This is a genomic window from Micromonospora lupini str. Lupac 08 (assembly GCF_000297395.2).
Taxonomy (GTDB): domain Bacteria; phylum Actinomycetota; class Actinomycetes; order Mycobacteriales; family Micromonosporaceae; genus Micromonospora; species Micromonospora lupini.
This window is the reverse complement of the sequence record NZ_HF570108.1, coordinates 793,914-818,602: the sequence shown is the minus strand read 5'-3', so window position 1 is coordinate 818,602 and position 24,689 is coordinate 793,914. Positions and strand designations below refer to the sequence as shown.

The following is a 24,689-nucleotide window of genomic DNA, read 5'->3' as shown; positions in this document are numbered from 1 at the left end:
TTTCACTACACTGCCGGCCGTGATCAACTTCAGACGATCGGCGGCCGTCCTCCTCGGACTGCTGGCGACCACCGCGCTGACCGGGCCGGTCCCGGCGGCGGCCGACGAGGAGCAGGCGGCCGAGCCGCCCCGGGTCGAGCTGGTGCTCGACGTCAGCGGCTCGATGCGGGCCGCGGACATCGACGGGCGCAGCCGGATCTCGGTGGCCCAGCAGGCGTTCAACGACGTGGTGGACGCGCTGCCGGAGGAGACCCAGCTCGGCATCCGGGTGCTCGGCGCGACCTACAAGGGCAAGGACAAGAAGGTCGGCTGCCAGGACACCCAGCAGATCGTGCCGGTCGGGCCGGTCGACCGGACCCGGGCCAAGGCGGCGGTCGCGACGCTCCGACCGACCGGGTTCACCCCGGTCGGGCTCGCGCTGCGCTCCGCCGCGCAGGACCTGGGCACCGGCGCCACCACCCGGCGGATCGTGCTGATCACCGACGGGGAGGACACCTGCGCGCCACCGGACCCGTGCCAGGTGGCCCGGGAACTCGCCGCGCAGGGCACCAGCCTGGTCGTCGACACGCTCGGTCTCGCGCCGGACGAGAAGGTACGCCGCCAGTTGCTCTGCATCGCCGCGGCGACCGGAGGCACCTACACCGCCGCGCAGAGCGCCGACGAGCTGACGGGCCGGATCAAACAGCTCGTCGAGCGTGCCGGTGACACCCACACCCGGGCCCCGACCGTGGTCGGCGGCGCGGACGCCTGCGACTCCGCGCCCCTGCTCGCCCCCGGCGTGTACGCCGACCGGGAGGCGTTCTCCGAGCACCGCTACTACCGGGTGCCCGTACGCCCCGGGCAGGAGCTGCGCGCGTCGGTGAGCATGGCGCTGGACCGGCCGGTGAACCGGGACTACGGGGTGCTGCTGCGGGCCACCGCAGCCGACGGCCGGGAACTGGTCCGTGGCGCGGACGCCGGCAGCGGCCGGGCCGACGTGCTCTCCGCCGGTCTGCGCTGGTCGGCCACGGCCGACGACGAGGACGCCGGCGACGACGACAACGCGACCGCCGAGCCCTCGACGCCCGTCGTCGAGCCCACCACCGTCTGCCTGGTGGTGAGCAACTCGTTCGCCGCACGCCCGGGCACCGCGGCGACGCCCGGCATGCCGGTGGAGCTGACCATCGACGTGGTCGCCGCCGCCGGGGCCCCGGACGGGCCCGACCTCGGCCGGGGCTGGGTGCTGCTCGCCCTGCTCACCGTGGCCGGCCTGCTCACCGGCCTGATCGCCGGCCTGCTCACCCGCTGGTGGGTCGCCACCTGGAGGGAGAACTGATGCGTACCGCACTGTTCCGGTCGCTGGCGGCGCTGCTCGCCGCCGGTGGGGCCGCGCTGCTGCCCGTGGCGGCCGTGGCCGCCCCCACCCCGTCTCCGGGCGCCACGCCGGTGACCCGGGCCGGCACCTCGTTCCTCACCGCCACCCCGATCACCGCCGGCCAGCCGGTGCGGGTGGACGCCTCGGTCGGCGACCACCTCTACTGGTCGTTCACGGCGACCGCCGGGCAGGTGCACGAGATCAGCGCCACCGTCACCTTCCCGAAGGCACGCAGCGGCGCCTCCACCTGGACCGTGGACGTGTTCGACGGGCTGCGCCGACGGCAGGCGTGCACCGCCGGGGCGCAGACCCCGACGGTGGACGGCAAGGCGTCGAGCGTGGCGTTGGGCTGCACACTGCGCGAGGTGCGCCCCTGGGCGGAGCCGTGGTCGGCCGACCCGCTGCCCGGCACGTACGTCGTCCGGCTCTCCGTCATCGACCTGCCCGAACCGGATCTGGGCGCGCCCGTCGACGTGGACCTGCTGGTCGGCGTCGTCGCGGACCGGGGCGCCTCGGCCGACGACGGTGAACTGGCCGCGCCACTGGTGCCGAACACGAAGGCGGGGACGGTGCTCAACGCCGTACCGACGCCCGACCCGGAGGCCGCCGACGAGGGGGACTCGCCGGCGGACTGGCTGCCGGATCTCGGCTCGCGGTGGATCTGGACCGGCATCGGCGGCGTGCTCGCCGCGGTGGCCGGGGTGGTCGGCTTCGCGCTGACCCGGCGGCCCCGCCGGGCCTGAACCCGCCCGGCACACCGGTGGCCCCGCCCACGTCGGGCGGGGCCACCGGAGGGCTCAGCGGCGTCGCGCGCCGCGTGGGAGCCAGCCGATGAACCGGTCCTGCAGCGACATCACCGGGGCCGCTCGCAGGTCCTCGGCGGCGGCGGCGAGACACGAGCCCAGGTAGACGCTGAGCATCGCCCGGTCACCCCCGTACTCCGCCAGCAGCCGGGTGCGTTTGGTTGCGCACGGCCACTCGTCGCCGCAGGAGCCGCAGCTCCAGCCCGGGGTCGTCGGTGCGTGGTCGTCGGCCCGACCCCTCGGCCGTTCGGCGCCATCGCTCATCGCAGGTCCTCCAGGTGTCCGCGGGACTGGCCAGCTGTTGATGGTGGTCCCCCCGGAGCCATCTTGAAGGGCGCGACGCGACCCTCCGGTGTTACATCTTTGCGGTACCTTCTCCCGTCGTGGGAGTCGGAAATCTGACGGTCGAGCGGATGCCCCTGCGCTACCCGACGGTAGGTGGCGGTCGTGCGTGACCTCCTGCCTCCGACGGTCGCGGTGGCCGTCGCCGCGCCCGACGACTGGACCGGCGAACTCCTCACCGCCGAACAGGCGTGCCTCGGTGAGCGGGCGGTACAGGCCCGTCGGCGGGACTTCACCGCCGGCCGGGTGTGCGCCCGTCGGGCGATGGCCGACCTCGGCCTGCCGGCGGTGGCCGTGCCGGCCGCCGCCGACCGCGCGCCGATCTGGCCCGCCGGGGTGGTCGGCGCCATCACCCACACCACCGGCTACTGCGCCGCCGCGGCGGCGCGCGCCACCGACCTGCGGTCGGTCGGCATCGACGCCGAACGGCACCGCGAGGTCAATGCGGGGGTACGCCGACTCGTGCTGCTGCCCGAGGAGGAGGAGAGCCTTGCGCGGCTACCCTCCGGCATCTCCTGGCCCGTCGTGCTGTTCAGCGCCAAGGAGACCGTCTACAAGGTCTGGCACCCCGTCGTCGGAAGCTGGCTGGACTTCCACGACGCTCACCTCACGCTGGACCCGGACGCCGGCACGTTCACGGCCCGCATCGCGGCGGCGCGGGTGGAAGCGGCGGACGTCGACGATCCCCCGAGCACGATCACCGGCCGGTTCGTGGTCGCCGACGGCCTGGTCCGCACCGCCGCCGTCCTCCCGCTGCGCTGACCCGCGCAAAGTCCATGATGGCCGGTGTGCCGCCACCACACGGGCGGTGGGACACGAGCCAGCGCGGCGACCGGCCGTTCGGCGACGCACGGTAGCGTCGGCGGGTTCCCGAACCGCACGTACGAGGCGCCAAGGAGTACGGTGACCCACCCCCAGCCCCCCGCCGGACCGCAGGACCCTCAGCAGCCGAGCCCGGAGCCGCCGACGCAGCCGTTCCCGGCGACACCGCAGCCGCAGCAGTCCGCCGCCGACCCGACGGTCCCGCAGGCGCCGGTGCCGCCCAACCCGTGGTCGGCAGCGGCGAACCCGCCGCAGCCGCCGTTCTCGGGCGGCGCCTACCCGCACGGCGGCGGCGCGTACCCGCAGGCCGGCTCGGGTGCCTACCCGCCGGCCGGCGGCGGCGCCTACCCGCCGGCCGGTGGGCCGGGCTACCCGCTCATGGTGCCGCCGCCCGCGCCGACGAAGAACTCCAACCGGACCGTGGTGGCCATCGCGGTGACCGCGGCGGTGCTCACCCTGCTGTGCTGTGCGGGCGGCATCGTGGCGGTGGTCATCGGCGCGAACCGCGCCGCGAACGAGGTGCCCGACGCGCTGCCCACTCCGGCGGTGACCCGTGGTGTCGGGCAGCCCTCGGCCACCACCGCGCCGTCGCCCCGGGCGTCCGACGGAGGCGACACCCGGAACATGTCCGCCGGGGACACCCTGGTCATCGACGACACCAGCGGCACCGTCGAGATCACCGTGACGAAGTTCAGCACCGCCACCAAGCCCTGCAGGTCGTACGGCCTCAAGCCCGACGAGGGCATGTACGTGATCGCCGACGTGACGGTGGCGGTCACCAAGGGCACCGGCTCGGCGAACCCGCTCTACTTCCAGTGGGTCGCCGCCGACGGCACGGAGACCAACGCGATCGCGGGGGCGTTCTCCGGCTGCGGCAAACCGATGCCGGCCGCCAACAACCTGACTGCGGGCGCCAAGAGCACCGGCAGCGTCGTGTTCGACGTGCACGACACCTCGGGAGTACTGGAGTACCAGCACAAGTTCGCGACCGCCGGCTCCTGGAAGCCGTGACGTGCGGAGGGGGCCGGCCCACGACGGGCCGGCCCCCACGCACGTGCGAGATCGAGAGCGAGCGTCAGCAGCCGGTCCAGCGGACCGGGGTCACCCGGTCGGCATTGCGGAAGCCGACGATGGCGCCGGTGTCGGCGATGGACCGGGCACCGATGTTGATCCGCACGCCGCCGCCCGGCAGGACCTGCGAGGTCGACCCGCGTGCGACCCGGTCACCGCCCACCACGACACCCTTGGCGTTGACGTCGTCCAGCCCCACCTCCGGGTCGAGGGTCGTGTACGAGCCGTCGCGAAGGTCCCAGCGCACCTTGGCCGGGCTGGTGCCATCCAGCCAGACCTGCCCGATCGCCCAACTGCCCGCGGCGGCGTTGACAGTGGTCGACCCGCCACCCGGAACCGCGAGCGGCTTGATCCGACCGGTCGGCCGGCGGAGCCAGCCGGTCTCGTCGCCGAAGGACCCGGCGTGTCCGACGATGGTCCCGTTCGCCGTGATTCCGATCGGCATGGCGTTGACCGGGGCGTTGAGCACCTCGACCGTGCCCGGCCGGGCGGCCGGCCAGAGCAGTCCGACGTACTCCCCGGCCACGATGTCCGAGCCGTAGCCGACGATGTCACCGGCCTTGTTGATGTCGGTGACGAAGATGCCTGTGGACGGCAGCACCGGCAACAGCTCGAACTGGCCGTTGCGGTACACCCACGGGCGGCCGATGCCGTTGTCCGCCCAGCCGTTGCCGACCACGACGCCGCTCTCGTTGACGCCGACGGGACTGACCCCGCCCGCCGCGTCGACCTCGGTGACCTGCTGCCCGTCCCAGAACAGCAACAGGTTCTGGTTGCCGCTGTCCAGGACCCGCAGGGCCGCGCCGGCGACGAAGCGGCCCGACGGGTCGATGACGCTCGCCTCGGCGCGGTAGGTGTCCGCCGGGTAGGGCAGGGTGCTGATCGTGCAGGCGCTGGCGGCCGCGGTCCTGGGCGCGGCGGTCGCCGTCGCGGACACGGCGACGCCGAGCGAGGCGGCCAGCAGGCCGGCGGCGGTGCCGGCGAGCACCCGGTGTCGTGCGGTGTACGTCATCTCTTCTCCCCGTGTGGGCGGCCCGGGTGTTCCCGGGCGTCAACTGATGTGAGATGAACTCCTGAACGTGCCTACCGGTTGCGGCATGTCGGATGAGCGACATGATCGATATCTATGGCTCGGAGTCGGTTATGGACGGTGTGGTTCTTGCCCGGGGTGAGCGCTGGCCGGAGGATGGGGCCGGTGAGCATCGATCTGGACTACCACCTGGTTCTGTCCAGGCAGGGCGGCCATGAGGTGGAGGGCATCCTCGTCGAGGAGTTCACCCGGCACGACGACTTCACCACCGCGGGTCTGCACAGCGCGGGCTGGACGCCGGACGCCGGTTGGTCAAGTTCCGCCGCACTGAGTCGCGGCCTGCGCACCGACCCGGACGTGCTCGCCCGGGTCGTTCCCACCGCACGCGCCGACGTCGCGAGTGCCTACCGCAGCCTCGGGGGTGGGCACCTGCCCTCCGAAGCGGTCCTGCGCACGTACTTCCGTGACCATCAACCCTTCGCGACCGCGCCGCCGCTACGGCTCGGCCCGGCACAGCCCCCGGAGGGCTTCCACGAGCGACGCGTGTACCGCGTCCTCTTCGCCAAGGATCTCCGAGCGGATCAGCTCGCGGCCCTCCGGGCGGTCTGGCGGACGACCGACGGCAGCACCGCCGGGTCCGCCGCCGGTGGCCACCACGAGAGAGGCGGCGACCAGTTCGCCTGGGACATGCGACGGGTCGGCCACACCCTCGCCTGGGGCCTCGACGTGACGGTTCTGATGCGAACCGGCGCGACCGAGACGGTGCGCTCGACCCTCACCGACCTGACGAACCTGCTGCGGCAGCACGGTCTGATCGCCCTGACGACCGAGCGGTTCTCCTAGCTTTTCCGCAGCGCCAGGAAGCCGTCCCCGGCGCACACGATGGCCAGCGCCGGGACCGTCCAGACCGCCACGAGGAGGAGCTACCGCAGGTGCACGGACCCGAGGGTAGGCTGGCCGCCCGCCGGGCAGCGGGACGAGCCACCACGACGTGGCGTGGCCGCTTCACAAGATCGGAAAAGGCCGTCTCCGACTCGCGGAAACGGCCTTGACCTGGGGTGGAGCTGAGGGGATTTGAACCCCTGACCCCCTCGATGCGAACGAGGTGCGCTACCAGTCTGCGCCACAGCCCCCCACCGGCGAACCGGCTTCGGTCCCACCCGGCTTACACCGGGCGGGCCGGCAGCAAGGCTAACAGGTCGCCGGCCTCCACCGCGAATCCACCCCCGGGACGCCGCCGGCACCAGCGCGGAGATCGACTCGACTTCCAGGAAACCGGGGCATCCCGGACGTCCGAACACCCCTTTTCCAGGAAACCGAGTCGATCAAGCCGCGGCCGACGATCAAGCCGCGGCCGACGATCAAGCCGCGGCCGACGATCAAGCCGGGCCGACGATCAAGCCGGGCCGACGATCAAGCCGCGGCCGACGATCAAGGCGCGGCCGACGGGTCAGGCGCCGCGGCCGGCCTCGTAGGGGCGGCCACGCAGCCCTCCGGAGCGACGGTACGAGACCGAGCCGCCGTTGACGGCCGCCGGCAGGTCGCCGGGCCGGTCGAGGCCCATGGCCGCTCGGCGTACCCCCTCGCGCTGGGCCGCCAGGCGGCGCTGCGCCTCCCGGCGGGCCGCCGCGCGGCGGGCCTGTTCCCGGCGAACCTCGGCCTGACGGGCGGCCAGCCACGCCGCCTCGCGAGCGCGGGCGCGACGCCGGCGGCGGCCGGCGAGGGCACGCCCGCGCAGGTGTACGACGTACAGGGCCAGCAGCAGGAAGGTGACCGAGAAGCCGATCCAGAAGCCGGGGCTGACGAACAGCACGCCGATCAGCTCGACGACGTTGAGCAGCAGCAGCGCGGCCAGCACCCGACGTCGCCGGTACACGGCGGGGGTGTGCTGCCGGCGCGGCGGACGACGGCGGGAACGCTTCGGGGCCGGCGGTACGGCGCGCAGGCGGCCGGAGCGGCGTGCCGCCGGGGGCGCGGAGACCGGCGCGGCCAACTTCCCTGTAGTCGCGTCTTCACTGAGAGTGACGACGAGGGAGCGCGGTGGGTGGACGGGCTGCCGTCCCGGCACAGTGCGGCGCCGTCGACGGCGTTGGAGCACCCGCGCCGTCGACTGCGCCCGCTCCGCCACCAGCCGCTCGGTGGCGTCGTACCGGCGAACCAGCGCCGGGGCCAGGGCGAGCAGGCCGGCGGCGGCGAGGACGGCGAGGAGCACCGAGGTCGGCACCCTCACCCCTCCCGTCACCGAATTCGGAGCAAACGCTCCCCGACCGCAGGATCTTCCACCGATCGTGCCTGGGTGCGTAGATCGTCCGGGCGGTGAGCGCTTGCCGCAGCTTGCAGTTACTTGAGGTTACGGCGCGCCGACCGTCATGCCGCCGCGCCGCGCCGATCCCGTCCGTGGGACGGCTCACCGACTGGTGGCGCGTACCCGGTGCCAGCGGGCCAGCAGACCGCCCTCGGCGGCGACCTCTTCGCTCGTCATCGCGTATCCGATGTGGTCCCGCCAGGCACCGTCGATGTGCATGTAGCGCACGTGGTACGACTCCTCGCGGAAGCCCAGTTTCTCCACCACCCGCCGCGACGGTCGGTTCTCCGGCCGGATGTTGACCTCCACCCGGTGCAGCCCACCGGGGCCGAACGCGTGGTCCACGGCGAGCGCGAGCGCCGTCGGGATCACGCCCTGCCCGGCGACCCGGGCGTCGACCCAGTAGCCGACGTAGCCGGAGCAGAAGGCGCGGCGCACAATGCTGCCGACGTTGAGGTGACCGACCAGCCGGTCCCGGTCGGCTTCCCGCAGGCAGACCGCGAACGGCATCCCCTCGCCCTCGCGGGCCGAACGCCGCTGGTCACGGTGCACCCAGCGGAATGCGGCAGGCGAGTTCAGCTCGTCCCAGCTGCCCGGCAGCGACGACTCCCACGGCGCCAGCCAGGCCCGGTTGGCCCGGCGTACCTCCGACCACGCCGCCGCGTCGGAGCGCCGGTACGGCCGCAGCAGCACCGGGCCGTCGACCAGCACCGTCGGCCAGCCGGGGGCCCGCTCGGGTCCGAAGAGGCTCACCCGCACAGTCTCCCGCGCGGGACCGGTTCGTGCGCAAGTGGAGCCGCCACGCCTACCGCCGAAGAGCAGACGGGCACACTCACCGGCGCCTGTCGAGCAGCAGGACGTCCACGGTGGAGCCGGCGGCGGCGGTGGTGACGCGCTCACCGAGCACCAGCAGTCCGTTCGCCTCGGCGAGGCCGGAGAGCGTGAACGGGCCTCCGCGTAGCGGCTGCACTGTGTAACCGCCGCCGCGCCGCTCCGCGACGTGCGCCGGGCGGAACTCGCGCAGCCCGCCGGGGGACGACACGGTCTCCAGCAGGTGCGCCCGGACGCTGGGCCGGAACACCGGCTCGGCGCCGGCGAGCAGTTGGATCGCCGGTCGGGCCAGCACCTCGAAGCCGATCAGCGCGGCGCCCGGGTCGCCGGGCAGGCAGACCACCGGCACCTCCTCGGCGCCGACCGTGCCGAACCCGAGCGCGGTGCCGGGATAGAGCGCCACGTCGGTGAAGGTGACCGGCCCGGCCCGGCCGCCCTCGCGGCGGGACAGGATCCGGCGCACCATGTCTCCGGGGCCGGTGCCGGTCCCCCCGGTGGTGATGATCAGGTCGGCGCGCAGGGTCTGGTCCTCCAGCAGCCCGCGCAACCCCTCCGGGTCGTCGTCGCAGATCCCCACCCGGTACGCCAGTGCGCCCACCTCGGCCGCGGCGGCGGTAAGCGCGTGCGAGTTCGCGTCCACCACCTGGCCGGGCTGGCTGCCCCGGCCCACGTCGACCAACTCGTCGCCGGTGGCCACGATGACCACGCGAGGGCTGGGCCGAACCACCACGTGCCCGATGCCGGTGGCCGCGAAGACCGCGACGAGCGCCGGGGAGACGTACGTGCCGGCACGGGCGAGCAACGTGCCGACCGGCAGCTCCTCGCCGGCGCGGCGTACCCCGTACCCCCGTTTGGGGGTCCGGAAGATCTCGACGGCGGCCATGCCCTGGTCGGTCCACTCCACCGGGACCACCACGTCCGCGGCGACGGGCAGCGGCGCCCCGGCGGCCACCGAGAAGCACGAGCCCGGGGTGAGGCGTACCGGCCGCCAGCTCGCGGCGCCGAGGTCGCCGACCACGTTGAGCCGGATGGTGCGCCCGCCGGGCGTGCCGGAGGGGGCCGGGACGTAGCTCGGGCCCCGGCCCCCTCCGGAAATGTCCTCCCAGCGGGCCGCGTAACCGTCCACGGCCGCCTGGTCGAAGGCCGGGAAGGCGTGCGGCGCGACGACGTCCTCGGCGAGGACGTTGCCGTGCGCCTGGGTGAGGTCGAGGTCGAGTGGCGGCAGCGCTCGTAACCTGCGCAGCACGCTGCCCAGGTAGTCGGCGAGCGGCGTCAACTCGTTCGCGGCCGCCTCGGCGTCGGCCGTCGCGGTCATGTACCAGATCCGCCTGCCGCGTCGGCCTTGACGAAGTCGGCCAGCCAGGCGCGGAACTCGCTGCCGAGGTCCTCGCGCTCGGCGGCGATCTGCACCACCGTCTGGAGGTACCCCAGCGGCATGCCGGTGTCGTAGCGGGTGCCCCGGTAGACGATCGCGTGCACCGGAACGCCCTCGGTACGCAGCAGCTCCATCGCGTCGGTCAGCTGGATCTCACCGCCGCTGCCCGGCTTGGTCCGGCGGATCGCGTCGAAGATCCTGCCGGGAAGCACGTACCGGCCGAGCACCGCGAGGTTGCTCGGCGCGTCCTCCGGCTGCGGCTTCTCCACCATGCCGGTGACCTTGACGACCTCGCCGATGTCGGTCAGCTCCGCCTCGGCCGGCTCGACGGAGGCGATCCCGTACCGCTTGGTCTCGGCCGGGTCGACCTCGAAGAAGGCGAGCACCACACCGCCGGTGCGGGCCTGCAACTCCAGCATCGCCGGCAGCAGCGGCTCGGACGGCTTGACGAACTCGTCGCCGAGCAGCACCGCGAAGGGCTGGTCGCCGACGTGCGACTCGGCGTACCCGATGGCGTGGCCCAGCCCGAGCTGCTCCGGCTGCCGGACGGTGTAGATCTCGGCCAGCTCACTGGGCCGGCGCACGGCGGCCAGCCGCTCGGCGTCGCCCTTCTCCTCCAGCCTGGTCTCCAGGTCGGGGCGTCGATCGAAGTGGTCCACCATCGACGTCTTACCCCGACCGGTGATCAGCAACACGTCGCCGATGCCGGCCTGGGTGGCCTCCTCGACGATGTACTGCAACACCGGCCGGTCGACCACCGGCAACAGTTCCTTCGGGACCGCCTTGGTGGCCGGCAGGAAGCGGGTGGCCAGTCCGGCGGCCGGGATGACTGCCTTGACCGCCAGGGGACGGCCGGTTGCGGCGACCGTCGATGAGGGGTTCGCTGAGTGCTCCGACATGCCGCGAGACTATCGGCCACGGCTCTGCCGCGGCGGGTGTGGCCCAGAAGACGCGCCGCCGCCCGGCCCCGGCCGGGCGACGTCGGGGCCGGCCCGCGCGGCGTCCGCGGAGGTGGCCGCCGGCTCGTCCGCCGGATCCGGCCGGGCGTGCGCGGGCCCCGACAGGTTCGATTCCGGTACGCCCGCAGCCGACTCCGACCGGGCGTGGCCGCCCGGCTCCCGCGGGACCTGCACGGGCCGGCCGGCACGCGGCAGCCCGTCGGGTGGGCTGACGGCACCGGCGGGCACCGGTATCTCCCGCGTCGGCACCTCGGGGCGGGCCTCGGCCACGCGGTAGGTGTCCCGACCGGCCGCCTTGGCCGCGTAGAGGGCGTCGTCGGCGGCTTCCAGCACCTCCCGTCCGGTGCTTCCGTGGTCCGGGTAGACGGCGATGCCCACCGACACGGTCACCACTATCGGCCCCGCGTACGCCTCCACGGCGATCGGTGTCTCGCGCACCGCCGCGCCCAGCCGCTCCGCGACGATCGCCGCGCCCCGGGCGTCGGTCTCCGGTAGGAGCAGCACGAACTCCTCACCGCCCTGCCGGAAGGCCAGGTCGACCTCGCGGATCTCACCGCGTACCCGCCGGGCGAACTCGGCCAGCACGGTGTCCCCCGCCGCGTGCCCGTACGTGTCGTTGACGTCCTTGAAGCGGTCCAGGTCGAGGGCGAGGACGCTGAGCATCCGGCCGAACCGGCTGGCCCGCTCCACCTCCCGGCGGATCGACTCGCGCAGGTACCGGTAGTTCCACAGCCCGGTGAGCGGGTCGGTGAGGGAGAGCCGCTGCGCCTCCTCGTGCACCCGGACGTTCTCCACCGCCACGGCCGCGTGCCCGGCGAAGGTGCGCAGCGTGTCCAGGTCGTCGTCGTCGAACTCGGCAGCGCCCACCCGGTCGTAGAGGGCAAGCACACCGAGCGCCGCCGCCGGAGCGCCGGCCTCGTCGAGACTCCTCTCGCCGCCCGGGATGGTCGTCGCCGCGCCGTTCGGTGTGGTCGCGACGCCCGGTGTCGTGCCGCCACTCGATGTGGTCGCGCCGGTCGGGGTGGCGAAGGGGACCGCGACGTAGGTGCGGCAGCGCGGCTCGCCGGTCGGGGCGTCGGCCGGTTCCCTCCGGCCCCGCTGCGGCTCGCCGGTCGCGGCCACCGCGCCGACCACGCCGACGCCCACGGGCACCCGCAGGCCCTGCGACCCGTCCGGGTCCCCCGCCGGCCAACGCCCGTCCAACCCCTCGCTGCACTGCGCCACGAGCACCCCGCCGGCCTCCACCAGCAGCACCGCGCCGGCCCGCGCCCCGGTGGCGGCGATGGCGCTGTGCAGGATCACCCGCAGGATGCGTTGCAGGTCGTGGGTGCTGGCCAGGGTGTCGCCGAGCACCGCGAGGTGCCCGCGGAGCTGGTCGCGGCTGCTGGTCAGCGCCGCGACGTACGACCCCGTCTCGCGGGTCATCCGGTTGAAGGCGGCCGCCAGCCGTCCCAGCTCGTCGTGGCTGCGCACCGGCACCCGGGCGGTCAGGTCGCCGTGCGCCACCCGGTCGACCGCACCCGCCAGCTCCGCCAGTGGTCGGGTGGTCACCCGGGCCAGACGCCAGGCGGTGAACACGGCGAGCAGCCCGGCCAGCACGACCACGCCGGCAAGCGTGACGTGCAGCATGGGCGGCCGCTCGCTCGGCACCGACAACACCAGCGGCAGAGGCTGGCCCGTCGACGGCCCGATCCGGCGCACGTACCGGCCCTTGGTGCTCTCGGTGACCCGCTCACCGCTGGTGGCCCCGGCGGCGGCCAGCACCGCGTCGCGTCCCTCGCGGGACTCGGTGGTGTGGGTGAAGCGGGCGGCGCTCGCGCCGCCGTCGAGCAGGGTGACCGCGACACCGGTCACCGCCGCGAGCCGGGCCACGAAGGCCGGATCGACCAGGTGCGCGGCGGCGACCGTGCCCAGCAGGGCGCCGGCCGGGTCGCGGCGGTCGACCCGGGCGGCCAGCGCGCGGACCGGGCCCGACGACGCGGTGGCCGGCTCGGAGCAGTCCCGCCAGGGGGTCGGCGGAGCGTCGGGCGAGGCGTACGTGACGCGTCCGGTCACGTCGGTGACCAGCACCGCCGCGGCCAGGCCACGGCCGACGAGCTGCGCGGCGGCGACGGCCGGGTCACCGGTGAGGGCGACCGCGTCGGCGGTGGCGCGCAGCTGCTGGCAGAGGGCGTCGACCGAGGTACGCACCGTGGACGCCGCCACCGCGAGGCGCTCGGTGGACCGGCTGCGGTCGACGGCCGTGACGGTGGAGGCGACGAAGAACGCCCCGAGCAGGACCGGGCCGAGCACCACCACGAGGAAGGCTGCAGTCAACCGCCCGCGTAGCGTCACTCGGTCCCCCCGGAAGTTCCGCCTCCGTTGCTTGCGATGCTGACACAGAGCAACCGTGGGAGTGGCGTTGCGTCAGGAGTGTTGCGTGCCGGAATTTTCTGATGAAGCGGAAGTGACCCGAGTGACGAAGCGGGACACCCGTGTCGACCTGCTCGCCCGCCGCCGGGCCCTGACCCCCGCGGCGCGGGCCGAGGCCGCCGGGCGCGTCCAGGCCGAGCTGGTCGCCCTGGTACGCCGGCTGCGCCCGCGCCGCATGACGGCGTACGTCCCGGTCGGCTCCGAGCCGGGCGGGGCCGACCTGCCCGAGGTGCTGCGCTCGGCGCTGCCGCCCGACGCCGAGTTGCTGCTCCCGGTGCTCCGCCCCGATCTGGACCTGGACTGGGCGGCGTACTCCGGTCCCGACGCTCTGGTGGCGGCCGGGCGGGGCATCCGGGAGCCGATCGGCCCCCGCCTGGGCATGGCAGCGGTCACCGGCGCGGAGCTGGTGGTCGTGCCGGCGCTCGCCGTGGACCTCCGCGGCCGACGGCTGGGCCGCGGCGGCGGCTCGTACGACAGGGCCTTGGCGCGGGTGCCCGGGACGGCCCTGACTGTCGTCCCGTTGCACGACGGCGAGCTGGTCGAGGCACTGCCGGCGGAGCCGCACGACCGTCCGGTCCGCGCGGTCGTCACCCCCACCGACGGGATGCGTACGCTTGACGACGGCCCGGGTACGGCGCACGGTGTCGCGCCCCACACGTCCGCTGGACGAACCCGGGCCGAATGACGCACCATTGGCACTCGAATACGTCGAGTGCCAACTGGCCGAGCCCAGATACCGGAGGAGAACGTGCCCACGTACCAGTACGCCTGCACCGCGTGCGGTCACCAGCTCGAGGCGGTGCAGTCCTTCTCGGACGAGCCGCTGACCGAGTGCCCGGCGTGTCAGGGGCGGCTGCGCAAGGTCTTCAACTCGGTCGGCATCGTCTTCAAGGGCTCGGGCTTCTACCGCACCGACTCCCGCGCGTCCGGTTCCGAGACGACCGCTGGCGGCAAGCCGGCCAAGTCCGAGTCGTCCTCGTCGTCCTCGTCCTCGGGTGGGGATTCCGGGTCGTCCGGATCGTCCGGGTCGTCCGGGTCGTCCGGCGGGTCGTCGTCCGGGTCGTCGTCCGGTGGGTCGTCGTCCGGGTCGTCGTCCGGTGGGTCGTCGTCCGGTGGGTCGGGCGGCGGCAAGGCGCCGGCCGCAAGCTCCGCGTCCTGACCGCAGCCTCTCCGGTCCGCACCGACAGCGCCGCCCACGATCACCCGGGCGGCGCTGTCGGCCTTGATCCACTCGGGATGCAGGAAATCGGCCCCTCCGGGCCGTGTTGATCGCCCGGTTTCCATGAACCCGTGTTGATCGAGAAGCCGGGGCCCCTCCCGTGCCGCACCGGGCCGCCGTCCCCTAGCAGGCCCGGCCGGTCGGTGGGCGTTATCCACAGGCCGGCCGGTTGTCCACAGGCGGGGACGAAGGGCCTGCACCGCCGGCCGTCGCCGGCCTAACGTGCCGCTCTACGGGTGCCACCACGACGGCACCCGGGACGGAGGCGGCAGATGATCATCCGCAAGCTGGATTCCGCACGGGCGTTGCGTCCACTGCGCCGGCCGGCCCTGCCCGCCGGTCGCGCCCTGCTGCGGGCCGGGCTGGTCGCCGCGCTGCTCGGCCTTGCCGCCGCGATCCTGCACACCTCAACCGGCACGGACACCCCGGCCGGCTGCCCGGCGACCAACGGCGCGGGCGGGCTGTCAGTCCGGGCTGCGGAACCTGTCGGGCGGCCGGTGGTCCGGCGCGTGGCGTCGGGGTCAGTCCCAGTGTGGGGGGCGTTGGGCGAGGAGCCAGTCGTCGTTGCCGCTGCTCCGCTCGCCCCAGCCGTGGTCGGTGTCGTCCGAGGTCTGCTCGGGCAGCACCACGAAGTCGTCGCTCAGGTCGACGGTGCGGTCGTCATCGCCGCGCGCGCCCTGCGTGCCGGGGTTCTCGGTGCTCACGAGCGGCAAGACTAGCGCAGGCGGGGGCGGCGGGCCGCTCGCCGACGATTGGCACACCGACGGAGAAACGACCGGACCGCCGGCTCCGTTGGTAGCGTCGGACGGCGTGACGACCCCCAGCGGTGGCAGCACCCCGGACGACGACTACTGGCGCCGGCCCGGGACCGGCGACGGCGGGACGGCGGACCGACCCCCGCCCGCCACGGCACCCACGAGCGGGTACGCGGGGCCACCCCCGCCCGCCACCGCACCCACGAGCGGGTACGCGGGGCCACCCCCGAGCGTCCCGCCCCCGGCCGGCTGGCGTCCCCCGGTGCACCTGGAGCCGGCCCCGCCCCGACACCTCCCGCCACAGGACGCGGCCGTCCTGGACATGGCCGAGCAGCGTTCCCAGCGGGTCACCTACGGCTTCGGCGCCGCGGCCGCCGTGGTGCTTGTCGTTCTCGTCTGCCTGCTCTGCTCGCGCCTCATCTTCTGAAGCGGCGTCGAATTCTGAGCGGCGGCAAGTTCTGAGCGGCGTCGAGGGGCGCCAGCCCGGACCGGCCGGTCAGAGGGTGGTTCCCCAGACGGCCTCGGCGCCGGAGTGACCGGTGAGGTAGACGTAGATCAGGGCGGCGATGGCCAGCGCGACGACCGCCACCGCGAGCACCGGCGTCACCAGTGCCGGCAGTCGCGGCACCCGCGGGTGCCCGCTGGTCGCCACGAGCAGCGCGATGGCCACGATCCCCAGGGGCACCACGATCCGGAACAGGATGTCGCCGTAGCGGGAGTGCTCGAAGATCTGATCGAGAATCTCGCCCTGGAAGCCGCGGGCGACCAGGGCGTCGGTGAAGGCCTCACCGGATTCGACGGCCACGAACGCGGTCACCGGCGCGACCACGGCGAGGATGCCCAGCGCCCAGTCCAGTCGGTGCCGCCAGCGCGGCAGCCCCACGTAGCCGATGGCCAGCACCGCCAGCAGTGGGACGAAGACGACCACCGCGTGGACCACGAGGACGTGTACCGGTAGACCCAGGATCTCCTCGAACATCGACACCTCCAGGTGGATCACGGTGAGGGGTCGTCAGCGTACGGACCGCCTGTCGTCCCCGAGCTCTCGCCCGGAGACACGCGCGCTGCGGCGATCAGGTTCAGCACGGCGCGACCCCACGGGCCGGTCCGGCGGCCTGTGTCCGTGGCCACCCGGGGCTGGCGACGGTTGTCGCTGCTTGTCGTACGTGCTGTCATTGGCCTGTGTCCGGTGGCGAGGAACTGTTGCGGTCGAGGGGCCTGCGCGTCACCCGACCGCGCCTCGCGGTGCTCGACGTTCTCGCCGACGGCGGTCACCTGGAGGTCGACGAGATCACCCGGCGGGTCCGCGAACGCCTCGACTCGGTCTCCACCCAGGCGGTCTACGACGTGCTGGGGGCGTTGAGCCGGGCCGGGTTGTCCCGCCGGATCGAGCCGGCCGGCAGTCCCGCCCGGTACGAGGCGCGCGCCGGCGACAACCACCACCACGTGGTCTGCCGGGGCTGCGGCGAGATCGCCGACGTCGACTGCGCGGTCGGCAGTGCTCCGTGCCTGGAGCCGGGCGTCGCGCACGGCTTCGAGGTGGACGAGGCAGAGGTGACCTTCTGGGGTCTCTGCCCGAGCTGCCAGTCGCGCCGGGCCGCCGACAGCTGACAGCTGACGCGACCCGCACCACCGGCACGGACGGGCGGGCCGTGGCACGCTTGGTCGGTGGACTCCGATGACCTCGGCCTCTTCGGTCCGGGTTCGGTCACGTGGAAGGTGCACGAGGAGCCGATCCTGATCGTCGCCGGCCTGCGCTCGCTCTACCTCCAGGCGTTGCACCCCCGGGCCATGGCCGGGGTGGCGCAGAACAGCAACTACCGCACCGACGCGTGGGGACGACTCGTCCGCACCGCCACCTACGTGGCGACCACCGTCTACGGCACCACTGCCGAAGCGGAGCAGGCGGGGGCGCGACTGCGTCGCCTGCACGCCCGGCTGCGGGCCACCGACCACGGCACCGGCGAGGAGTTCCGGATCGACGACCCGGCCCTGTTGCGCTGGGTGCACGTCACCGAGGTCGAGTCGTTCCTCAGCACGGCCCGGCGGGCGGGTCTGCCGCTCAGCGACGACGAGGTGGACGGCTACTACACCGAGCAGCGTCGGTCGGCCGCCCTGGTCGGGCTGGACCCGGCAACGGTGCCGGGCACCGCTGCCGAGGTGGAGGCGTACTACCGCGCCGTGCGGCCGGAGCTGCGGATGACCCGGGAGGCCGCCGAGACGGCGCTCTTCCTCACCGCTCCACCGCTGCCGTGGAAGCTCAGCCTGCCGGCCCGACTGGGCCTCACCCTCGGCCCGCCGCGCTGGGCGTACCTGGGGATTGCCGGCACCGCGCTTGCGCTGCTGCCTCCGTGGGCCCGGCGGATGTACGGCGGGTTGGGGCTGCCCACCACCGAGTTGTCGGCGGACCTCACCCTGCGTGCCCTGCGCCTGGCGCTCGGGGCGGTGCCGCGCCGCTACTTCGAGGGGCCGTTGTTGCAGGCCGCCAAGGAGCGGGCCGAACGGCACGCCGCGACCCCACTGGCCAGCTGACCGGTCACGCCCGACCGAGGACCAGGGGCGGGCCGGCGGCCCGAGGGCAGGTGCGAGCAGGGCGTGTCAGCCCTCGACGGACCGGTCCACGGCCGCCCACGGCTCCTTGCCCGGCGTCTGCGCCCCGGTCGGGCAGTGCCGCCGGTAGTCGCACCAACCGCAGCGCGGGCCGGGCGCCACCGGGAACGCCTCGTCGGCGTCGCCGCCGTCGGCGACCGCCCGCTCGGCCGCCATGATGTCGCGGGCCGTGTCCTCGGCCCGGGTCAACTGGCGGGTCAACGACTCGGTGGTGTGGTCGTGGCCGGCGATCGTGCCGGTCGGCAGGTGGTGCAGCTCCACCCGGCGACACGGCCGGCGGAACACCCGCTCGGCCGCGTACGCGTAGAGCGCCAGCGCCTGCGAGCCGCGGGCGTCGTCGGCGTCCAGCCCGGTGCGGCCCGTCTTGTAGTCGACGATGACCAGCTCCGGGCCCTCCGGTCCGGGGCGCGAGTCGATGCGGTCGGCGCGGCCGTTGAAGGCCAGCACGGCGGTCTTGACCGCCACCACCCGCTCGACTCCGAGCGGGTCGGCCTCCGGTTCCAGCGTCTCGACGTACGCCTCCAGCCAGCCCAGCGCCCGTCGGTAGGCGGCTCGCTCCTGCTCGTCGTCGCGGTAGCCCTCACGGACCCAGGTGCCCTTGAGCAGGGTGGCCAGCGCCTCGGGTCGGCGTCGGTCGGCGGGCAGCGCGTACCAGTTCTTCAGGGCGGTGTGCACGCTGGCGCCGAGCGAGTTGTGCGCCCACGGCGGGCCCTTCGGCGGGGCGGGCCGGTCGACGTAGGAGTAGCGGTAGCGGCGGGGGCAGTCCGCGTACGCGCCGAGCTTGCTCGGGGTGCAGACGAACAGTCGTTCCGGCATTCCCTCGAAGCCGAGCTGCTCGGCACCACCGGGGCGCTGCTGGGGGGCTCGACCGCCCGCGGCGGGTCGTCCGGCTGAAGAGGCTCGTCGCACGCCTGCGATCCTGCCATCCACCGCCGACATTCCGCGTGAGCCGGGTCAGGTCATGTTGACGTACTGCGTCACGAACGCCGCCACGGCGTCGGCGATGAGCTGTACGGCGATCGCGGCCAGGAGGAGGCCGGCGATCCGGGTCAGCACCTCGATGCCGCCGGGGCGCAGGATCTTCACGATGCCGCCGGAGAAGCGCAGCACGATCCACACCGCGACCATGACGGCGAGGATGGCCAGGGCGATGGCGGTGAAGTCACCCAGCCCGTCGGCCTGCTGGACGAAGAGCATGGTCGCCACGATGGCGCCCGGACCGGCCAGCAACGGGGTGCCCAGCGGCACCAGCGCGATGTTCGAGGTGACCTGCTGGCTGGGATCGTCGGCCTTGCCGGTCAGCAGCTCCAGGGCGACCAGGACGAGCAGCAGTCCACCGGCTGCCTGCAACGCGGGCAGGTCCACGTGCAGGTAGTCGAGCAGGGTCTGCCCGGCCACCGCGAAGATCACGATTACGCCGAGGGCCAGCGCGACGGCCTGCCAGGCCGCCCGGTTGCGGTCCCGTGCGGGCAGCGGCCCGGTCAGCGCCAGGAAGATCGGCATCATGCCCGGCGGGTCGGTGATCACCAGCAGGGTCACGAAAACCTCGCCGAACAGCTTCAGATCCACGTGATCAACCTAGCCGCGGCATGGTGGGCGAAATACGCGGATCAGCCCGAAGCGACCTCGGTCACCCCCGCGGCGACGATCCGCTCGTACGCCTCGACGCCTGTGGTGAACGCGCCGAGCTGGACGCTCTTGTGGGTGCCGTGGAAGTCGGAGGAGCCGGTGACCAGCAGGCCCAGCTCGGCGGCGAGCGCGCGTACGTGCGCCTGCTCGGCCGGGCTGTGGTCCTCGTGGTCGGCCTCCAGGCCGGCCAGCCCGGCGGCGGCCAGCTCGGCGATCAGCTCGTCGGGCACCACCCGGCCGCGTCGGGTGGCGCGGGGATGGGCGAAGACCGGTACGCCCCCGGCGGCCCGGACCAGCCGGACCGCGCGGAAGACGTCGATGTCCTCCTTCGGCAGCCGGTACCGCTCGCCCAGCCAGTCCGGGCCGAACGCCTCCCGGGTGCTGGCGACCAGGCCGGCGCGGATCAGCGCCTGCGCGATGTGCGGGCGACCCACCGTGCCGCCGCCCGCCCCGGAGAGGATGTCCGGCCAGCTCACGTCGATGCCGTCGGCGCGCAGCAGCGCCACGATCCGCTCGCCACGCTCCTCGCGGGCGGCCCGCACCCGGGCCAGCTCGGCGACCAGCTCCGGGTGTTCCGGGTCGAACAGGTACGCCAGCAGGTGCAGTGGCACCGGAGGGTGCGCGCCGGACCAGTGGCAGGACAGCTCGGCGCCTCGGATCAGGCGCAGACCGGGCGACAGCGCCCGCACGGCCGGCGCCCACCCGGCGGTGGTGTCGTGGTCGGTGATGGCCAGCACGTCCAGACCCGCGTCGGCGCCGGCGCGGACCAGTTCGGCCGGGCTCAGCGTGCCGTCGCTGGCGGTCGAGTGGGCGTGCAGGTCGATCCGCGGCGCCGGGCCGGTACGCGAGGTCACCTCCCGACGCTATCGGGCAGACCCGAATCCGGCTCGCGTAGGTGCCGGCCAGCCATAGGGCGGGACCCCTCAGCGCGCGCCTACCAGCAGGGCAGGCCAGTCACCCGCAGCGCGGCGACGGGGTGCCGGCCAGCCAACCGAGCCGGGCGTTCGTAGCCCCGAGACGCCGTGAAGAGCCCGGGGCCTCAGGAGCCGGTGACCAGGACCGGCCGGTCGCCGGGCTCAAGGCCGGCCACGGGCACCGGCTCGGCCGGTTGCCCGGCGCGCACCCGTTCGACGTCGACCTGCACCAGTTTGCCGGCGCTGTCGACGTAGGAGACGTCCGTCCCGGCCGTCCAGGCGACAGCGCCGCTGAGTGCCGGACCGGCCGGTACGACGTTCAGCGTCGTCCCGAGCCGCTGCAGATCGACCAGGAGTGCCTGGTCGGTCGCGCCGACCTTCCCGTTCACCAGCAGCCACCGCCCGTCGTCGGACACGCCGCCCGCGCCGTCCAGGCTCAGCTGTGTGCCGCAGCCGGTGCGTACCGGCTTCAGGGCCCGCTTCGGGTCGAGCGCCGCCAGACAGGTCCCATCCGGCCCGCTCCCGGACACCTGGCCGATCAGCCGCCCGTCGGGCAGCGCGCCGTAGACGTTCAGGATGCCCCACTCGGGCACCGCGGTCAGCTCCCCCGCGCCGGGCCGCCACAGGGCGTGGGCCGGCCCGTTGCGGTCGAGCCGGACCAGCACGCTGTTTCCGACGAACCGGACGGGTTCCGCGTCGTCCGGGACCGGGGTGCGCACCGTGCCGATGAGTTGGTCCCCAACCACTCCCGCCACGAGCAGGTCCTTGCCGTCCCGCCAGGCGACCTGACTGGCGTCCGGCGCGAGAACGATCTGACCCGCGCCGGCCAGCAGCACCTGCACCAGGCCATCGTCTTTGGCGACCCAGAGGGAACGGCCGGCGGTGGTCGGGGCGCCGACCACCAGCAGACCGGCGCCGCTGGGCAGGCTGTGGGCGCGCTCGGCGGGACCGACGCTGGGCAGCGCCAGCCGCTTGCCCTCGGCGTTGATCAAGGTGCCGTCGAGGAGCAGGCCAGCGGGCGTTCCGGGCGACGGCGCGGGTGGGGCGACGGTGGCCGAGAGGAGCGGCTGGACCGACAGATCCGGATCGCCGATCACGACGGTGGGCGCGCCCTCCCGGCCGGTCTCGTCGGCGAGCTGCGTCATGCCGGCGCCGATCAGCACGGTGGTGACCATTCCGAGCGCCACACCGACCCCGGCACGCCGCCGCCGGATCCGGTTGGCCCGGCGGATGGCCTGACCGGCCGGGTCGGCGGTCAACGGACGGGTGACGGCAACCTGGTGCGAGAGAGTCTCTCGCACCGCACCTTCCAGCTGGTCACGTCGCACCTGGTTAGGACGCTGCGGACCGCCCGTCAGGTTGTCGGGCCGCCGCGGGAATGCGCTCACTGCTGATCTCCGGCGCCGGTGCCGACGGGCACGGCTGCCGGAGCGGTGGGCAGTTCGACCGCCGGTGCGATCGGGCGGGGCACGGACGGGCGCGGTGCGACAGCTCCCGGCTCGGTCCGACCGGCCGCCGGACGCGGCGTCGCCGCGGCACGGCCCCCCGGATCCCGCACGGCCGGGCCTGGTCGGGCAGCGTCGGCACCTCGGCCAGCTCGGGTGGCGTCGCCCCGGCCGGTGAGAGCGGCGTCGCGGCCCCGACCCGAGAGAGCGGCGTCGCGGCCCCGGCCCGAGAGAGCGGCATCGCGGCCCCGACCGGGCAGACCGGCGTCACGGCCCCGACCCGAGAGAGCGGTGTTGGCGCTCCGGTCCGGACCGGGGGCGTCGGCCAGGTCCGGGGTGGCGGCGCCCATCCGTCGGCGCAGGGTGGCAAGCGCCCGGGAGGACTGGCTCTTCACGGTGCCCGGCGAGATGTCCAGCAGCGCGGCCGTCTGCGCTTCCGACATGTCCTCGTAGTAGCGCAGGACGAGTACCGCCCGCTGCCGGTTGGGCAGCTCCCGGAGGTGCCGCCAGAGCAGGTCACGGTCGAGCTGCTGCTCGATCTCGTCGACCCCGGGCCGTTCGGGCAGCACTTCGGTGGGGCGCTCACCGTGCCAGCGCCGCCGCCACCAGCTCGTCGAGGTGTTGACCATCACACGGCGGGCGTACGGCTCGACGGCCTCGATCCCGCCGAGCCGCTTCCAGGCGAGGTAGGTCTTGGTCAGTGCGGTCTGGAGCAGATCCTCGGCTGTCGCCCAGTCGCCGGCGAGCAGATAGGCGGTACGGAGCAGCGCGGCGGAGCGAGCCGCGACGAACTCGCGAAACTCCTCCTCCAACGGGTCCCTGCTCGCCACCGCACACCTCCGCACCCATACCGTCCTGGCAGAGTGCCACGTCAGAGGCGTTCCGGTCCATGACGAAAGGTGCGCACTTACTCCGATGTTCGGACGAAAAGTTTCACGCGCCGTCGTCGGCCTTGGCCTCGTCGGCCTCCTTGCCCAACCGCGCCTCGACCGCCTGCGGCTCGTACATCTCTTCCACGACTCGCAGGTACAGCTCGTTCGGGTTGGGCAGATTCTTGACCTCGCGCAGGGCCTGCTCCTGGCCGGCGGACTCCAGGACGAAGGTGCCGTAGTTGAGCGCACGGCCGGTCGGCGTCTGCTCGTACTTCATGTCGGTGACCCGGACCAGCGGCATCATGGCCACCTTGCGGGTGACGATGCCGTTGACGACCATCACCCGCTTGTTGGTCAGGATGAACCGGTCATACCACCAGTCGGCGACCTTCCAGGCCACCCAGCCCATGACGGCGAACCAGAGCAGCACCGCGATTGTCGTCAGCGCGCCCACGTTGTTGCCGGCGAGGAAGCCGGACAGGTAGCCGAGCACGAACGTCGCCGCGACGCCGATCAGGAGCGGGTTGGTGAGGTGGATCCAGTGCCGCTTCCACTCGCCCCGGTAGCGCTCGGTGGGGAAGAGGTAGCGGGCGACAAGCGAGCTGGGCTCGTCCTCCAGCGGAAGCACCCGCCGTGGAGTCGCCCCCGTCGCGTCGGCACGCAGCCCCGCGAGCTCGTCCTCGGAGATCTGCGGTGGCTGGTAGGCGGCCTCGGGATCACGGATCCAGGCCCGACCGGACCGCCCTTCGCCGGCGTAGCCGGGCCCGTCGCCGTAGCCGACGTCGTCCGAAAGGGACGGCCCGTCGGACAGGCCGGGACCGGCTCCGTAGCCCGGGCCGTCATCCGGCCCGATCCGCGGGATCGGCTCGGTGTCGCGCTCGCGACGTTCCCGGTCGGGGTCGTCCGGGTCGAAGGGTGGACCGGAAGGGCTGCCCATCGACGGTTAGGCGACGAGGCTGGTGAAGAAGTCGCCGAACCCCTGGGCGATATCCATGATCCCGCCGCCAAGCGACTTGAAAACATCAGCCGCAGAGTTTGGCCTATAGGCGACGAAGAAGATCAAGAATGCGATTCCGGCCCAGGTGAGGACCTTCTTGACCATGGCGGGCCATCCTCTCGCGCGGCGCCGGGTCCCATTACCGCAGCGGCACCCAGAGTATCAGTGTGGTGTCGTACAGTGAAGATCTGCGTCCGTTCTCCGTCAAACCGGAAAGGTTGTCAAGCCTTCCCGGACAGGTACGGGGACGGTGCGCCGTACACGAGCTCGGGCGGAGTCCACTCGGTCAGGTCGTGCAACACGACCTCTTCCGCGAGGAGATGACCCGCACTCGCCGGCCAGGCTATCGCATGCAGCCACATTCCCCGAGCCTCGCCGGCGTACGCGCTTCGATCCGTCGGAGAATTCACCAACCACAGTGGAGTCGGGTGCCCGCCGACCCGGATCCTGGCCTGCCCGACGTGCTCGGGGTGCCCCGGGCCGGGGTCGGTCAGCGCGTCGACGAGTTCCGGTCCGGGATCCGGGCCGGCCAGGCCGGCGAGCCGGGTGCCCAGGCCGACGCCGGGCTCCTCGGCCACGAAGACCAGATCCGCCGGACCGTCGTCGAGCGGCGCCGGCCCCGCGCAGGCCACCGCCGTCGCCCGCACCCCGGTGCGGTCGTCACCGGCGTACGCCACGCCGGTGAGCGTCCACCCGGGCGGCAGCGGCCACGGGCACCACAGCGGCGTCCCCGGTGGACCCGCGGTCGCGGTGATCCGCTCCACCACGCTCGCGACGATCTCCGCTCCGATGTGTTCGGGCACGTGCAGCGGCGGCACGGGGCCGCAGCGCAGGCACCTCGACTCGGTGTGCATCAGATCCGGCGCCCGTACCGGGCCCCCGCATCTCGGACAACTCACCGCGACACTCACAACCCCACCGTCACCCGGCATCGCTGGCACGTC

27 protein-coding genes, 1 tRNA gene and 1 pseudogene are annotated in these 24,689 nt (G+C 73.7%); 10 read left to right on the top strand and 19 right to left on the bottom strand.

The window, feature by feature from the left end; genetic code table 11:
• The first annotated feature begins 19 nt into the window (after window positions 1–19).
• Together MILUP08_RS05065 and MILUP08_RS05060 are read left to right on the top strand one after the other, a co-directional pair.
• A complete protein-coding gene (locus MILUP08_RS05065) occupies window positions 20–1,315 on the top strand; it encodes a VWA domain-containing protein (protein WP_039905396.1) in 1,296 nt (431 codons plus the stop codon).
• The gene (locus MILUP08_RS05060) at window positions 1,315–2,097 is read left to right on the top strand and encodes a hypothetical protein (protein WP_007455351.1); all 783 of its coding nucleotides are present in this window, start codon (window positions 1,315–1,317) and stop codon (window positions 2,095–2,097) included. The genes MILUP08_RS05065 and MILUP08_RS05060 overlap by 1 nt, the downstream gene beginning before the upstream one ends.
• Before the next feature lie 54 nt (window positions 2,098–2,151).
• On the opposite strand, the gene MILUP08_RS05055 is transcribed toward MILUP08_RS05060, so the two are convergent.
• The gene (locus MILUP08_RS05055) at window positions 2,152–2,421 is read right to left on the bottom strand and encodes a hypothetical protein (RefSeq protein ID WP_007455349.1); all 270 of its coding nucleotides are present in this window, start codon (window positions 2,419–2,421) and stop codon (window positions 2,152–2,154) included.
• Window positions 2,422–2,604: 183 nt separating this feature from the next.
• Between MILUP08_RS05055 and MILUP08_RS05050 the strand changes: the two genes are divergently transcribed.
• Both MILUP08_RS05050 and MILUP08_RS05045 read left to right on the top strand, forming a co-directional pair.
• A complete protein-coding gene (locus MILUP08_RS05050; RefSeq protein WP_007455347.1) occupies window positions 2,605–3,261 on the top strand; it encodes a 4'-phosphopantetheinyl transferase family protein in 657 nt (218 codons plus the stop codon).
• Between the two features lie 141 nt (window positions 3,262–3,402).
• Entirely contained in the window at window positions 3,403–4,332 is a 930-nt protein-coding gene (locus MILUP08_RS05045) for a DUF4352 domain-containing protein (RefSeq protein ID WP_007455346.1), read from the top strand.
• A gap of 64 nt (window positions 4,333–4,396) precedes the next feature.
• Here the strand turns inward: MILUP08_RS05045 and MILUP08_RS05040 are convergent, their stop codons facing one another.
• Window positions 4,397–5,404, bottom strand: coding sequence for a hypothetical protein (locus tag MILUP08_RS05040; protein WP_007455344.1), 1,008 nt, complete (start codon window positions 5,402–5,404; stop codon window positions 4,397–4,399).
• A 183-nt stretch (window positions 5,405–5,587) separates the two neighbouring features.
• Here MILUP08_RS05040 and MILUP08_RS33640 point away from each other — a divergent pair, with 183 nt between their 5' ends.
• Window positions 5,588–6,265, top strand: a complete 678-nt coding sequence (locus tag MILUP08_RS33640) for a hypothetical protein (RefSeq protein WP_007455342.1) — start codon at window positions 5,588–5,590, stop codon at window positions 6,263–6,265.
• Between the two features lie 216 nt (window positions 6,266–6,481).
• Here the strand turns inward: MILUP08_RS33640 and MILUP08_RS05030 are convergent.
• The 6 genes from MILUP08_RS05030 to MILUP08_RS05005 form a co-directional block, all read right to left on the bottom strand.
• Window positions 6,482–6,555, bottom strand: a tRNA-Ala gene (locus tag MILUP08_RS05030).
• Window positions 6,556–6,872: 317 nt separating this feature from the next.
• Window positions 6,873–7,652, bottom strand: a complete 780-nt coding sequence (sepX, locus tag MILUP08_RS05025; RefSeq protein WP_193376565.1) for a divisome protein SepX/GlpR — start codon at window positions 7,650–7,652, stop codon at window positions 6,873–6,875.
• A gap of 177 nt (window positions 7,653–7,829) precedes the next feature.
• Window positions 7,830–8,480 carry a GNAT family N-acetyltransferase gene (locus tag MILUP08_RS05020; RefSeq protein ID WP_007455337.1) on the bottom strand — a complete coding sequence of 217 codons (651 nt, stop codon included), beginning with the start codon at window positions 8,478–8,480 and terminating at the stop codon, window positions 7,830–7,832.
• A 79-nt stretch (window positions 8,481–8,559) separates the two neighbouring features.
• Entirely contained in the window at window positions 8,560–9,873 is a 1,314-nt protein-coding gene (locus MILUP08_RS05015) for a molybdopterin molybdotransferase MoeA (RefSeq protein WP_007455335.1), read from the bottom strand.
• A complete protein-coding gene (locus tag MILUP08_RS05010) occupies window positions 9,870–10,832 on the bottom strand; it encodes a UTP--glucose-1-phosphate uridylyltransferase (RefSeq protein ID WP_007455333.1) in 963 nt (320 codons plus the stop codon). The genes MILUP08_RS05015 and MILUP08_RS05010 overlap by 4 nt, the downstream gene beginning before the upstream one ends.
• A gap of 9 nt (window positions 10,833–10,841) precedes the next feature.
• A complete protein-coding gene (locus MILUP08_RS05005; protein ID WP_007455331.1) occupies window positions 10,842–13,226 on the bottom strand; it encodes a GGDEF domain-containing protein in 2,385 nt (794 codons plus the stop codon).
• Between the two features lie 85 nt (window positions 13,227–13,311).
• On the opposite strand from MILUP08_RS05005, the gene MILUP08_RS05000 reads away from it, so the two are divergent.
• A complete protein-coding gene (locus tag MILUP08_RS05000; protein WP_007455329.1) occupies window positions 13,312–13,989 on the top strand; it encodes a 5-formyltetrahydrofolate cyclo-ligase in 678 nt (225 codons plus the stop codon).
• Between the two features lie 27 nt (window positions 13,990–14,016).
• Window positions 14,017–14,145: pseudogene (locus MILUP08_RS37065) on the top strand (FmdB family zinc ribbon protein); the annotation flags it as partial.
• A gap of 62 nt (window positions 14,146–14,207) precedes the next feature.
• Here MILUP08_RS37065 and MILUP08_RS36550 read toward each other — a convergent pair.
• A complete protein-coding gene (locus MILUP08_RS36550; RefSeq protein ID WP_007455327.1) occupies window positions 14,208–14,588 on the bottom strand; it encodes a hypothetical protein in 381 nt (126 codons plus the stop codon).
• A 456-nt stretch (window positions 14,589–15,044) separates the two neighbouring features.
• Window positions 15,045–15,227, bottom strand: a complete 183-nt coding sequence (locus tag MILUP08_RS04990; protein WP_007455325.1) for a hypothetical protein — start codon at window positions 15,225–15,227, stop codon at window positions 15,045–15,047.
• A gap of 106 nt (window positions 15,228–15,333) precedes the next feature.
• Between MILUP08_RS04990 and MILUP08_RS04985 the strand changes: the two genes are divergently transcribed.
• Window positions 15,334–15,705 (top strand): hypothetical protein, encoded by a 372-nt coding sequence (locus tag MILUP08_RS04985; RefSeq protein ID WP_039905391.1) that lies wholly within the window; start codon window positions 15,334–15,336, stop codon window positions 15,703–15,705.
• Window positions 15,706–15,774: 69 nt separating this feature from the next.
• Here the strand turns inward: MILUP08_RS04985 and MILUP08_RS04980 are convergent, their stop codons facing one another.
• A complete protein-coding gene (locus tag MILUP08_RS04980) occupies window positions 15,775–16,257 on the bottom strand; it encodes a DUF2231 domain-containing protein (protein ID WP_007455318.1) in 483 nt (160 codons plus the stop codon).
• Window positions 16,258–16,460: 203 nt separating this feature from the next.
• On the opposite strand from MILUP08_RS04980, the gene MILUP08_RS04975 reads away from it, so the two are divergent.
• The gene (locus MILUP08_RS04975) at window positions 16,461–16,889 is read left to right on the top strand and encodes a Fur family transcriptional regulator (RefSeq protein WP_007455316.1); all 429 of its coding nucleotides are present in this window, start codon (window positions 16,461–16,463) and stop codon (window positions 16,887–16,889) included.
• 57 nt (window positions 16,890–16,946) lie between these two features.
• A complete protein-coding gene (locus tag MILUP08_RS04970; protein ID WP_007455314.1) occupies window positions 16,947–17,810 on the top strand; it encodes an oxygenase MpaB family protein in 864 nt (287 codons plus the stop codon).
• Between the two features lie 66 nt (window positions 17,811–17,876).
• Here the strand turns inward: MILUP08_RS04970 and MILUP08_RS04965 are convergent, their stop codons facing one another.
• The 8 genes from MILUP08_RS04965 to MILUP08_RS04935 form a co-directional block, all read right to left on the bottom strand.
• Window positions 17,877–18,827: a RecB family exonuclease gene (locus MILUP08_RS04965; RefSeq protein ID WP_144056865.1), complete on the bottom strand. Its 951-nt coding sequence runs from the start codon at window positions 18,825–18,827 to the stop codon at window positions 17,877–17,879.
• Between the two features lie 15 nt (window positions 18,828–18,842).
• Complete coding sequence (locus MILUP08_RS04960; RefSeq protein WP_007455310.1) at window positions 18,843–19,457, bottom strand: MarC family protein; 615 nt, start codon at window positions 19,455–19,457, stop codon at window positions 18,843–18,845.
• A gap of 41 nt (window positions 19,458–19,498) precedes the next feature.
• Window positions 19,499–20,371 (bottom strand): PHP domain-containing protein, encoded by an 873-nt coding sequence (locus MILUP08_RS04955; RefSeq protein ID WP_007455309.1) that lies wholly within the window; start codon window positions 20,369–20,371, stop codon window positions 19,499–19,501.
• Between the two features lie 185 nt (window positions 20,372–20,556).
• Window positions 20,557–21,819, bottom strand: a complete 1,263-nt coding sequence (locus MILUP08_RS04950; protein ID WP_007455307.1) for a hypothetical protein — start codon at window positions 21,817–21,819, stop codon at window positions 20,557–20,559.
• A complete protein-coding gene (locus MILUP08_RS36545) occupies window positions 21,816–22,706 on the bottom strand; it encodes a SigE family RNA polymerase sigma factor (protein ID WP_007455306.1) in 891 nt (296 codons plus the stop codon). Before MILUP08_RS36545 ends, MILUP08_RS04950 begins: the two co-directional genes overlap by 4 nt.
• Before the next feature lie 103 nt (window positions 22,707–22,809).
• The gene (locus tag MILUP08_RS04940) at window positions 22,810–23,685 is read right to left on the bottom strand and encodes a PH domain-containing protein (RefSeq protein ID WP_007455304.1); all 876 of its coding nucleotides are present in this window, start codon (window positions 23,683–23,685) and stop codon (window positions 22,810–22,812) included.
• Between the two features lie 6 nt (window positions 23,686–23,691).
• Window positions 23,692–23,850 carry a hypothetical protein gene (locus MILUP08_RS35775; protein WP_007455302.1) on the bottom strand — a complete coding sequence of 53 codons (159 nt, stop codon included), beginning with the start codon at window positions 23,848–23,850 and terminating at the stop codon, window positions 23,692–23,694.
• A gap of 116 nt (window positions 23,851–23,966) precedes the next feature.
• On the bottom strand, window positions 23,967–24,677 hold the full coding sequence (locus MILUP08_RS04935; RefSeq protein ID WP_337588092.1) for a DUF6758 family protein: 711 nt from the start codon (window positions 24,675–24,677) through the stop codon (window positions 23,967–23,969).
• Window positions 24,678–24,689: the final 12 nt, after the last annotated feature.